Raw genomic sequence first — 11,289 nt, forward strand, 5'->3', positions numbered from 1 at the left:
ATCGGAGGGGCGGCATGGCAGTGCAGCAGGTGCCCACCGCCGCGGGACGAAGGCCACCACGGTCACTGGGCGACATCGCCCGACGGGTGCCGTTCGCGGTCGTCGTCGTCGCGACCATGCTCGTGCTCGGCGTGCTCACCCGCTCGCTCTGGCAGCCGTTGCAGGACCGGTCGCTGTTCCAGGCTGTCGCCTACGGGCTGCCGGCCCTCGAGCAGGGGCGCGTCTGGACGCCTGTCACCGGCGCCTTCTTCGCGTTGGTGCCGGCGCAGTACCTTCCCGTCGCCGGCGGCGCCCTGCTGCTCCTCGGCTGGTCCGAGTGGCGGCTCGGCACGCGACGCACCGTCGTGGCGGCCATCGGCTGCCACCTGGTCGGGGTGCTGGGCGCCTCCCTCTTCCTGCTCGTCTTCCGCACCGTCGACTGGGACTGGGCACGGCGCCTGTCGTTGACCCTCGACGTCGGCTTCAGCGCGGGGGCGCTCGGTGCCGTGGCCGCCGCGTCGGCGACCCTCACGCCCCCCTGGCGCGGGAGGTTGAGGCTCGTCCTCGTGCTCTACGGCGGCATCGCGCTGCTCTACGTGGGACTGCTGTGGGACGTCGAGCACTTCCTCGCCATCGCGTTCGGGCTCGCCCTCGGCCCGGTCCTGCTCGGCTCCCGTCCCCGGCTGCGGCCGCTGCGGCTGACCCGGCACGAGTGGAGGGTGGTCTCGTCGACGATCTTCCTCGTGTCGGCCGCGATCAACGCCGTCCTCTACTTCACTCCCTCGAACGGTCCGCTCGGAGCCACCACCGACGACTCCGATGCCGCCACCGTCTGGGTCAACGCGGCGATCTCGGTCGCCCTGGCGTGGGGGCTCAGCAAGGGCTCCCGTCGCACGTGGCAGGTCGCTTGCGGCCTCACCACGATCGCGGTCGTCGGCGGCCTGCTCGTCCTGGGCCTCGAGGTCGCGGCGCCCGACCAGCTCGACCCGAGCGGGCAGGTCGTCTCGTCGGTGCCCGGGCTGGCGGTCGCGGCGCTCCTCTCGCTCGTCCAGCTCGCAGTGCTTGTCGCGGGCCGGTCGGCCTTCCAGGCGCGGTCGGCCCGTCATCGGCGCGCCACCCTCGCGGCCGGAGCCAGCGACCGCGACACCGCGGTCGCGCTGCTCGAGAAGCACGGCGGCACGACGACGTCGTGGATGGGGACGTGGCCCGACAACCACTGGCACGTCCTCCGCGACGCCTCGGGACGCCCCCTCGCCTACGTCGCCTTCCAGGTGCACCGCGGCATGGCCGTCGCGCTGGGTGACCCGGTTGCAGCAGACCAGGCGACCCGGGCCGCGGCCCTGCAGGCCTTCGTCGACGAGCAGGAGACGCACGGTCACAAGGTCTGCTTCTTCTCCGTCTCGCGCGAGGTGGCCGAGTGGGGGAGGGCCACCGGCCGACGCGTGGTCCCCGTCGCCGAGGAGGCGGTCATCGACCTCGCGACGCTCGAGTTCCGGGGCAAGCCGTGGCAGGACGTGCGCACGGCGCTCAACCGGGCCGGCAAGGAAGGCATCACCTACCGTGAGGGCCGCCTGGCCGAGATGCCTCGTGGCGTCGTGACCCAGGTGCGCGCCATCTCCGAGCTGTGGGTTTCGGACAAGGGGCTGCCCGAGATGGGCTTCACCCTCGGGGGCGTCGACGAGGCGCTCGACCCCGCCACGGTCGTCGGGCTCGCGGTCGACCGTGACCACACCGTGCACGGCGTCACGTCGTGGCTGCCGGTGCACGCCGCCGGCGGCGAGGTGCGCGGCTGGACGCTCGACATGATGCGTCGGCTGCCCGACGGCTTCCGGCCGGTCACCGAGTTCCTCATCGCGAGCGCCTGCCTGTCGTTCAAGGAGGCCGGCGCCTCCCTGGTCTCCCTGTCGGGCGCACCGCTGGCCCACTCCGGCGACGGCACGAGCGAGCGGGCCGCCCTCGAGCGCCTCCTCGACCAGCTCGGGGAGGCCCTCGAGCCGCTCTACGGCTTCCGCTCCCTCGAGAGCTTCAAGCGCAAGTTCCAGCCGCGACACGAGCCGCTCCACCTCGTCTTCGCCGACGAGGCCGCCCTGCCACGCATCGGGCTCGCCCTCACCGCCGCCTACCTGCCCGGTGCGACGCTGCGCGACCTCGCCCGTGCCGGTCTCGGCGGCGAGCGGGGGCCACGGCCATGACCGCCCGCCGCCCGATGGACGCCGACGAGATCCGCCGGGCCTTTCTCGAGTTCATGGCCGAGGGCGGGCACGTCGTGCTGCCACGCGCCAGGCTCGTGCCCGAGGACGACCCGACGACGCTCTTCATCGGCAGCGGTATGCAGCCGCTGCTGCCCTACCTGCTGGGCGCCGACCACCCGACAGGATCCCGGCTCGCCGACAGCCAGACCTGCCTGCGGGTGCAGGACATCGAGGAGGTGGGGGACAACCGCCACACGACGTTCTTCGAGATGCTCGGCAACTGGAGTCTCGGCGACTACTTCAAGGCCGAGCAGATCCCTCAGTTCTGGTACTTCCTCACCGAACGGGTCGGGCTCGACCCCGGCCGCCTCTACGTGTCGTGCTTCATCGGTGACGCGGCGAACGGCATACCCAAGGACGACGAGTCGGCCGCCATCTGGGAGCGCCTCTTCACCGAGGTGGGTCTCACGGCAGACCGCGTCGAGCTCGACACGGAGGAGCGCGCGGCGCACGTCGGCACCGGCGGTGCGCGAATCGCCTTCTACGGCAGGAAGAACTGGTGGTGCCGCGAGGGTGGGCCGGAGGACATGCCCGTCGGCGAGCCGGGCGGCCCCGACTCGGAGGTCTTCTATCTCTTCCCCGATGTGCAGCACGACCCTTCCTACGGGGATCACTGCCACCACAACTGCGACTGCGGCCGGTTCATCGAACTCGGCAACTCCGTCTTCATGGAGTACGTCCGCACGGAGTCCGGCTTCGCGCCGCTGCCGCGCCGCAACGTCGACTACGGCGGCGGCCTGTCGCGCATCGCGGCGGCCGCGGCCGACTCGAGCGACATCTTCCGCATCAGCCTGTTGTGGCCCCTCGTCGAGCGGCTCCAGGACCTGACCGGGAGGGCGTACGCCGACGAGACGATGGCGATGCGCGTCATCGCCGACCACCTCTGCGGCGCAACGTTCCTCGTGGTCGACGGCGTGCGGCCGGGCAACAAGACGCACGGCTACGTGCTGCGGCGGTTGGTGCGCCGGGCCGTGCGCTTCGCCCTCGACCTCGGCCTCGACGACGACCTCGCGCCGCTGCTCGTGCCGACCGTCGCGGCGGTCTACGAGCGGGCCTACCCAGAGGTGGCCGAGCGCGTCGACGACGTCGTCGCGGTCCTGTCGCGCGAGGAGCGTGCCTTCCGCCGCACGCTGCACCGCGGCATCAGCCACCTCGAGGACTACCGGGAGTCGGGTGTGATCGGGGCCGAGCTCTTCGTGCTGCACGACACCTACGGCTTCCCGGTCGAGCTGTCGACGGAGGAGGCCCGCCGCAAGGGCATCGCCGTCAGCGACGCCTGGCGGGCCGAGTTCGACGCGCAGATGGCGGCGCAGCGGGCCCGCTCGCAGCGCGCCCGCACCCGGCCGCTGGGTCCGACCGGCGACGGGCCGCACTAGCATCGTGGGCGTGACCGCCACGAACACGACCGACGTCGCCGCTGCCCGTGCCCGCCTGCTCGAGATCATCAAGGACAAGGCGATCGTCCACGGTCGCGTCACCCTCAGCTCCGGCAAGGAGGCCGACTACTACGTCGACCTGCGTCGCATCTCGCTCGATGCCGAGGCCGCGCCGCTCGTCGGTGTCGTCATGCGAGACCTGACCAAGGACCTCACGTATGCCGCCGTCGGTGGCCTCACGCTCGGGGCCGACCCGGTGGCGACCTCCATGTTGCACGCTGCGGCGGCCGCCGGTGAGCGCCTCGACGCCTTCGTCGTGCGCAAGGCGGGCAAGGCCCACGGGCTCCAGCAGCGCATCGAGGGCCCGTCCATCAAGGGTCGCAAGGTGCTCGTCGTCGAGGACACCACCACCACCGGCGCCTCACCGCTCGCCGCCGTCGAGGCCGCGCGCGAGGACGGCGCCGAGGTCGTCGCGGTGGCGACGATCGCCGATCGTGCCACGGGCGCCGGCGAGAAGATCACCGCCGAGGCCGGGGTGGACTACCGCTACGCCTTCTCGCTCGAGGAGCTCGGGCTGGCGTAGCCGGCCCGCAGGGCCGCGAGGCTCGACGGGGGAGTGACGACCGAGGCCGTGCCCGCGCTGGGCCGCGCCACCTGCGTGACGGCATACGTGTTGTCGGGCTGCCACACGCGCAGGCGGTCGCCGACGACCAGCGCGGGCTGCGGGTGTGACGCCCCGACGACGACGAAGGTGCCGTCGGGCAGGTCGCTCCACGCGTACGCGTGCAGCCGCCGGGTGCGCGTCGCCGGGTCCCAGCGTTCGGCGTGGAGCAGCCGGTCGAGGTCGGGCGCCGACAGGTGGTCACGACCTTCGGCACGCGCGACGAGGTCGCGGAAACGGGTGAACTCAGCCCGTCGGCACTCGGCACAGGGCCGGTGACCGGCGGCGAGGGCGAGCGGCTCGTCGAGGAAGAAGAGCGGCGTGTAGTGGTGCGGGTGCCACTGGGCTGCCCGACGGCCGCGGAAGTCGAGCACGCACGTGATCCATGCCCGGCCGACGTGGTGCCGACGCACGTCGCGGCTGCCCGCGCCGTCGTGCAGCCGCCCCCGGTTGCCCATCAGGGTGCCCCTGCCGGGAGCGGCGACGACGTCACCGAGCGGCGTGACCCGGTTGCGGGCCGGGTCCGGTCGACCGCCGGCCCCACCGCTCACTCGAGCACCTCGAGCACGACGTCGGCCGGGTCACCCTCGTCGAGGCCCTCCGCTCGGCGCACCGCCTTCTTGACGGGCAGGACGTACGCGCCCCGCGTCGCGTCGGGGAAGACGGACGTCGTCCACGTCGTGCCACCGACCGTCGCCCGCACCCGCACCGAGCCGAAGCCACGTGGCGGCCGCGGCACCTCACGGATGCGGGCCGAGGCGTCCCCACCCACGGTCACGAAGAACCAGCCGGTCTGCGCCTCCCACCGCCAGAGGTCGGCCGTGAACCGCAGCGTCGTCATGCGATCACGCTACGGCGGCCTGCCGACAGCGGCGGTCCGGAACCCGTTGGGCAGTGGCGGCGTCGCACCGGCGGCGCGGCCTCACCCCGCTGCGGCGCCACCCGCCCGCACTAGGATCGGAGCGAGCGACTCACTGACCGCCTCTCACGGGAGAACCCATGATCATCGTCTGGATCCTGCTCGGCCTCGTCGTGCTCCTCGCCGTGGTGGGCGTCGTCATGTACAACGGCCTCATCGGCCTGCGCAACAAGGTCGAGGAGGGCTGGCGGCAGATCGACGTCGAGCTGAAGCGCCGTCACGACCTCATCCCCAACCTCGTCGAGACGGTCAAGGGCTACGCCTCGCACGAGCGGGGCACCCTCGAGGAGGTCATGCAGGCCCGGTCCGCCGCGATGTCGGGCACGTCGACCCCAGCCGCCGCGGCCCAGGCCGAGGGCCAGCTGAGCCAGGCGCTCGGTCGCCTCATGGCCGTCGCCGAGGCCTACCCCGACCTCAAGGCCAACCAGAACTTCCTCGCGCTGCAGTCCGAGCTGACCAGCACCGAGGATCGCATCGCCAGCTCGCGCCGTTACTACAACGCCCTCGTGCGCGAGCTCAACACCAAGGTCGAGTCGGTGCCGTCCAACATCGTCGCCAACATGGCCGGCGTGAAGCGGGCCGAGTACTTCGAGACCCCCGCCACCGAAGCCGTCGTGCCGAGCATCTCGTTCGGTGACAACGCCCCGTCGGGGGGCTCCCCGGCCGTGTCCCCGTCGACCCAGCCCGGCGCCGTCGGCGGCCCGTCGACCGCACCCGGCGCGGCGCCCGGCGCGCTGCCCCAGGCCCAGGCCCCCGGTGCGGCCCAGCCCGACCCGACCACCGACTCGGGCGTCCCCAACCCGCCGACCACGCCCAACGCCTGACCGTCGGCCGCGCCGCGCCCAGCGGGGCGCGACCAGCTCAGCCCTTGACGTACGAGAGCTTCTCGCAGACCTTGCCGTCACGAAGGCGCATGGCGTCGATGCCGCGTACGTGCCCGGGGTGCTCGCCTCCCCAGTCGAACCGCCAGCGCAGCACGGCCCGGCTGCCCGTGACGAACGACTCCTCCTCGGTGAAGCGCGGGTCGGGAGTGCTGCCGAACAGCTGCTCCCAGACGGCGCGCACGGCGGCGGCTCCTTCGTGCCGCTGGCCGTCCGGTGCCGGGCCCGTCGCCTCGAAGACGCAGTCCTCGGTCATGCAGGCCATGATCGCGTCGACGTCACCCCGGCCGAACGCCGCGTTGAACCGGGCGAAACCGGCGTGGCTCGGCCCCCAGCCGGCGTCGCGGCCGAAGCGGGCGAGCAGGTCGGCCTGCGGGTCGCCGGTCAGCTCGCCGCGCGCCGCGATCGCCCCACCCGAGCGGTAGGCCTCCTCCGTGGCGTCGAACCAGGACGCCACCGACGAGAGCAGGTCGGGCTCGAGGGTGCGCTCGCGCCCGGTCGCGACCGCGAGGTCCCAACCGTGCACGAGGTGGTCGGCGAGCAGCTGGCGCACGTACTCGTCCATCGACTCCTCGCCGTAGGACAGCTGCACGGTGCCGTGGGTGTGGAGCGTCTCGTCGACGATCCCCTGGGCCTCCGTGGCGGCCGAGGCCGCCGTGGCGCGCGGGTCGTCGCCGAGCAGGTCGCCGTCGAGCCGACTGCCGACGTCGGCGATGGTGTGCCCGCGCATGAGCGGCGAGGTCCAGAGGTCCTCGCCGACGACATGGTTGACGAGGTCGCGCACGCTCCACTCGCTGCACGGGGTCGGCAGGTCCCACTGGTCGTCGGCGACGGCCGACACCTGTCGCGCCCACCACTGGACGCTGCGGTGGTACATCTCGCCGAGGTCAGTCGTGCCGGGCTGCGAGCCCGCGGTCTCCGTGTCCATGACGCCTCCGTCCGCCCAGCCGCCCCTCGGACCCAGTGTGCTCCGAGGACGACGGGGCGTCCGGACTTCGCCGGAACAGGCTGTGTCAGGGCCTGCGGTCGGCCTCTGGGGCGCGGTGGGTGCGGTCGCTCGGCGCCTCACCCATCTCGACGGCGACGGCCTTGGCCTCGCGGCGGTGCTTGAGGAACTCGTAGATCATCGGCAGCAACGACACGAGGACGATCAGCAGGATGGCGTACTCGATGTTCTTCGTGAGGCTCGGGAAGGCCTGGCCCAGGAAGAAGCCGAGGAGTGTCACGCTCACGACCCACGCGACGGCCCCGACGGCGCTCCAGCCGAAGAAGCGCTGGCGGTGCATGCGGCCCACACCCGCGACGACGGTGATGAAGGTGCGGACGATGGGCACAAAGCGTCCGAGCACGAGGGCGCGGTTGCCGTACCGGTCGAAGAACGCGTTCGTCTTGTCGAAGTTGGCCGTGTTGATGAACCGGCCCTGCCGTTTGTAGAGGGGTCTCCCGACGGCCCGACCGATCTCGTAGCCCACCACGTTGCCGAGGAACGCTGCAACGGTCAGCGCCGCCATGGCGAGCCCGAGGTTGAGGTCGACCTTGCCCGTCGCGATGAAGAGCCCGATGGCGAAGAGCAGCGAGTCGCCGGGCAGGATCGGGAAGAGCAGCCCGCACTCGACGAAGACGATGACCAGGGCGATCACGAAGAACGCCCCCTGGTACCGCTCGAGCAAGTAGAGGGGGTCCATCCACTGGGGGCCTAGGGCCTGGACGGCGGCCGGCAGGGCGGCGAGTGCGTGCATGCGTCACAGGGTATGCCGTCTCCCCGGCAGCGCCTGAATCGTTGCTGTGCCGCACCCGTGGTCCCGGGCGGATCTCGGCGGGTTCTGGGGTCCCTGCTGGTCGTGGTCGGGGTCTCGAAGGCATATCGATGCGCGGCCGCGCCTTCCTTCCGCGGGCCGGCCGACCGACGATGGCTGTGGGAGCGCAGGAGGAGGGCCGCGGAAGCCCGGCCACGACGACGGGGTCGTGGAGAGGGTGGCGCCGTCCTCCTCCTGACCCGCACCTTCGTAGACTCTGCTGGTCCCGCCGCCCCGCCCTCCGGAGGATCCGTCATGCACGAGATCGGTGTCGGCCCCTGGGTCGGGCCGTGGCCGGAGGGCGACCACTGGGACCCCGAGCTGCTCGAGCAGGGCGACCGCCGCAACGTCGTGGACGCCTACCGCTACTGGCGCCACGAGGCGATCGTCGCCGACCTCGACACGAAGCGTCACGACTTCCATGTCGCCGTCGAGAACTGGGGCCACGACTTCAACATCGGGTCGGTCATCCGCACCGCCAACGCGATGGGGGCGGCGGCCTTCCACATCGTCGGAAAGCGGCGGTGGAACCGACGCGGAGCCATGGTCACCGACCGCTACCAGCACGAGCACCACCACGCAGACGCCGCGGCGCTCGCGGACTGCGCGCGGGCGCAGGGCCTGGTCCTGCTGGGCGTGGACAACCTTCCCGGCTCGGTGCCGCTCGAGACCTTCGACCTGCCGCGCGGCTGCGTGCTCGTGTTCGGCCAGGAGGGCCCGGGGCTCTCCGAGCCGATGCGCGCCGAGTGCGAGGCGGTGCTGCACATCGAGCAGTTCGGGTCGACGCGCTCGATCAACGCCGGTGCCGCGGCCGCCGTGGCGATGCACGCCTGGGTGCGGCGCCACGTCTTCGACCAGCACGTGCTCGACCAGCAGGTCTAGCCGCGCAGTGGCCGCTCACCCCTGCGGGTCGCGGCCGCGCCAGCGCAACGGCTCCTCGGCGTACTCCTCGACGACGTGCGCCGCGACCCCGACCGAACGCGCCATCTGGAAGACGACCTCGCCCGACTCGGCAGGCAGACGCAGTGCGTGCAGCACCGCCGCACTCGCCAGGTCGATGTTCGGCAGCTGCCCGGTGCGCTCGGCCATGACCTGGGCCACGGCCTCGACCCGGCGCCGCAGTCGGGTGGTGCCCCGTCGCCGCCACAGCGCCTCGAGCACGACGTCGGCGCGGGGGTCGCCGTCCGGGTAGAGGAAGTGGCCGAAGCCCGGCACGCTCCCGTGCTGGCGGAGCGAGCGCGCCACGAGCCCGACGGGGTCGGCGCCGTCGGCGAGCAGTGCGTGGGCAGCGACGGGCGCGGCCCCGTGGAGGGGTCCGGCCATCGCCGCGTAGGCCGCCGACAGGCAGTCGTGCAACCCCGCACGGGTCGACGCCGCGACCCGTGCCGCGACGGTGGAGGCGGTCAGCCCGTGGTCCAGGAGTGAGACGAGCAGGACGCGGAGCACCGCGACGTCACCTGCGGACGTCGGTGACCCGCCGAGAGCCTCGAGCGCGAGGGGAGCGAGGTCGGCCGACGGGCTGGGCGGGGTCGGGCGACCGGCGACGAGTGCGACGGCGCCGCGCACGGTCGACAGGGCCGAGCGGCATACGCGCCCGGGGTCGGTGTCCGATACGAACGGATCGGCGGCCGCGAGCAGCTGCACGGCGACCGGCATCCGTCGTTCGAGCGGGAGCGCGCCCAGGTCGAAGGACGGCGGCGCGGCGTGTTCTCGCGAAACCGGTTGTGCCGCAGACGAACCGAGTACGACCGTCGCGGCCTCGTCGAACGACCCGAGCGCGACCACGTCGGAGAGCGGGGTGCCGCGGTAGTGGAGGTCACCGTCGACCTGGCTGCTGACCGCCGTCGCGATGCTCCGGAAGCGCAGCACCGGTGGCGGGCCGCCGGGAGCCCTTGTCGCGGACGCCATCGCGTCGATCTGTGCACGGTCGAAGAGGCTCTCCTGCTGCCCGGGGCGCCGCTCGCTGCGGAGCACCCCACGGCTCACGTACGCGTAGAGCGTGGCCCGCTTGACGCCGAGCCGCTGCGCGGCCTCGGTGGTCGTGATCCAAGGACCGACCGGGTCTGCTGTCGGCGTCACGGGATCCTCCGGGTTGATCTGGTCAACGGTCGATGCGATCAACATTGACGATGTTGATCAACATGTCGGACAGTGACGAGTGAACCCGAGAGGAGCACACCATGTCCACCACCACCGACTTCATCACCGTCCCGAAGGGGCTCGCCAAGGTCGTCGTCACCGACACCGAGCTCGGCGACGTCCGCGGCGACGAGGGCTTCTTCCACTACCGCCAGTACTCCGCGGTCGAGCTCGCCGCGCAGGTCGGCGTCGAGGAGGCCTGGCACCTGCTCTTCCATGGCCACCTGCCGACGGACGACGAGCTCGGCGCCTTCAGGGCGGAGATCGGCCGTCTGCGTGTGATGCCCACGGGCCTGGCCGAGCTGCTGCCGGCGATCTGTGCCACGACCACCGACTCGCTCCAGGTGCTGCGCACGGCGCTTTCCGCGTGGGGTGGGGTTGCCGGGCTCCGCACCCTCTACGACAGCGGCGAGGACGAGAGGACGGCCGCCGCCATGGCCGCGGCGGCGGTGACCCCGACGATCCTCGCCGCCGCCCACCGGCTGCACCACGGCCTCGAGCCCGTCGCGGCCGACCCGTCGCTCGGGCACACCGAGGACTACCTCCGGATGGTGAGCGGCGAACAGCCCTCAGCGCGCGACGTCCGGGCCGTCGAGCAGTACCTCGTCGCGACGATGGACCACGGCTTCAATGCCTCGACGTTCACGGCACGGGTCATCGCGAGCACCGGAGCCGACCTGGCGGCCTGTCTCGTCGGCGCCATCGGCTCGTTCTCGGGTCCGAAGCACGGCGGGGCCCCGAGCCGGGCCCTGGAGGCGCTCGACGAGATCGCCACGCTCGACCGGGCCGACGCGTGGGTGCGCCGTCACGTCGAGGCGGGCGACCGGATCATGGGCTTCGGCCATGCCGTCTACCGCACCCGCGACCCACGCTCCGAGATGCTCAAGACCATCGCCCGCGGCTGGGACGACCCGCTCGTCGACCTCGCCGTCGGGGTCGAGGATGCCGTGGAGGCGGCGCTCGCCGAGCTCAAGCCCGGCCGTGAGCTGCACGCGAACGTCGAGTTCTACGCCGGCGTCGTGATGAGGCTCGCCGGGCTCGACCCGTCGATGTTCACGCCGACCTTCTGCGTGGCGCGCGTCGTCGGCTGGACCGCCAACGTGCTCGAGCAGCGCCGCGACCCGAAGATCATCCGCCCGGCGGCGCGCTACGTCGGACCGCCGCCGCCCCAGCCGGTGCCGGTGCGACCGGCCTCCTGAGCCGGGCCGGACATGAGCAGGCCCCGACGCATCCGGCGGCCGGGGCCCGCTCGTCGCAAACGGAGGGAGCGACCGCCGCGACGTCCT

11 protein-coding genes are annotated in these 11,289 nt (G+C 72.5%); 6 read left to right on the forward strand and 5 right to left on the reverse strand.

The genetic code is table 11. The features are described 5' to 3' along the window. Positions 1 to 14 precede the first annotated feature (14 nt). Genes AC1DE0_RS17535 through pyrE form a run of 3 tightly spaced genes read left to right on the forward strand, consistent with a single transcriptional unit; the run spans position 15 to position 4,190 of the window. Positions 15 to 2,171, forward strand: a complete 2,157-nt coding sequence (locus tag AC1DE0_RS17535; protein ID WP_478103058.1) for a bifunctional lysylphosphatidylglycerol flippase/synthetase MprF — start codon at positions 15 to 17, stop codon at positions 2,169 to 2,171. Continuing rightward, entirely contained in the window at positions 2,168 to 3,607 is a 1,440-nt protein-coding gene (locus AC1DE0_RS17540) for an alanine--tRNA ligase-related protein (RefSeq protein WP_478103062.1), read from the forward strand. Before AC1DE0_RS17535 ends, AC1DE0_RS17540 begins: the two co-directional genes overlap by 4 nt. A 10-nt stretch (positions 3,608 to 3,617) precedes the next feature. Then, positions 3,618 to 4,190: an orotate phosphoribosyltransferase gene (pyrE, locus tag AC1DE0_RS17545; protein ID WP_478103064.1), complete on the forward strand. Its 573-nt coding sequence runs from the start codon at positions 3,618 to 3,620 to the stop codon at positions 4,188 to 4,190. Here the strand turns inward: pyrE and AC1DE0_RS17550 are convergent. Together AC1DE0_RS17550 and AC1DE0_RS17555 are read right to left on the reverse strand one after the other, a co-directional pair. Further along, on the reverse strand, positions 4,154 to 4,819 hold the full coding sequence (locus tag AC1DE0_RS17550) for a hypothetical protein (protein ID WP_478103067.1): 666 nt from the start codon (positions 4,817 to 4,819) through the stop codon (positions 4,154 to 4,156). The two genes, pyrE and AC1DE0_RS17550, sit on opposite strands and share 37 nt — an antisense overlap. Next, positions 4,816 to 5,109, reverse strand: coding sequence for a DUF1905 domain-containing protein (locus AC1DE0_RS17555; RefSeq protein ID WP_478103071.1), 294 nt, complete (start codon positions 5,107 to 5,109; stop codon positions 4,816 to 4,818). Before AC1DE0_RS17555 ends, AC1DE0_RS17550 begins: the two co-directional genes overlap by 4 nt. Before the next feature lie 158 nt (positions 5,110 to 5,267). On the opposite strand from AC1DE0_RS17555, the gene AC1DE0_RS17560 reads away from it, so the two are divergent. Continuing rightward, on the forward strand, positions 5,268 to 6,011 hold the full coding sequence (locus AC1DE0_RS17560; RefSeq protein WP_478103075.1) for a LemA family protein: 744 nt from the start codon (positions 5,268 to 5,270) through the stop codon (positions 6,009 to 6,011). A 37-nt stretch (positions 6,012 to 6,048) separates the two neighbouring features. Here AC1DE0_RS17560 and AC1DE0_RS17565 read toward each other — a convergent pair whose 3' ends face one another. After that, positions 6,049 to 6,996: a TIGR03086 family metal-binding protein gene (locus tag AC1DE0_RS17565; RefSeq protein ID WP_478103079.1), complete on the reverse strand. Its 948-nt coding sequence runs from the start codon at positions 6,994 to 6,996 to the stop codon at positions 6,049 to 6,051. Between the two features lie 85 nt (positions 6,997 to 7,081). Continuing rightward, entirely contained in the window at positions 7,082 to 7,807 is a 726-nt protein-coding gene (locus AC1DE0_RS17570) for a DedA family protein (protein ID WP_478103084.1), read from the reverse strand. Between the two features lie 312 nt (positions 7,808 to 8,119). Here AC1DE0_RS17570 and AC1DE0_RS17575 point away from each other — a divergent pair, with 312 nt between their 5' ends. Further along, positions 8,120 to 8,746, forward strand: coding sequence for a TrmH family RNA methyltransferase (locus AC1DE0_RS17575; protein ID WP_478103089.1), 627 nt, complete (start codon positions 8,120 to 8,122; stop codon positions 8,744 to 8,746). Positions 8,747 to 8,761: 15 nt separating this feature from the next. Here AC1DE0_RS17575 and AC1DE0_RS17580 read toward each other — a convergent pair whose 3' ends face one another. After that, on the reverse strand, positions 8,762 to 9,943 hold the full coding sequence (locus AC1DE0_RS17580; protein WP_478103093.1) for a citrate/2-methylcitrate synthase: 1,182 nt from the start codon (positions 9,941 to 9,943) through the stop codon (positions 8,762 to 8,764). A gap of 101 nt (positions 9,944 to 10,044) precedes the next feature. Here AC1DE0_RS17580 and AC1DE0_RS17585 point away from each other — a divergent pair, with 101 nt between their 5' ends. Further along, positions 10,045 to 11,202: a citrate/2-methylcitrate synthase gene (locus AC1DE0_RS17585; protein ID WP_478103097.1), complete on the forward strand. Its 1,158-nt coding sequence runs from the start codon at positions 10,045 to 10,047 to the stop codon at positions 11,200 to 11,202. The last annotated feature ends 87 nt before the right edge of the window (positions 11,203 to 11,289 follow it).

The organism is Terrabacter sp. 05T424 (assembly GCF_056396225.1).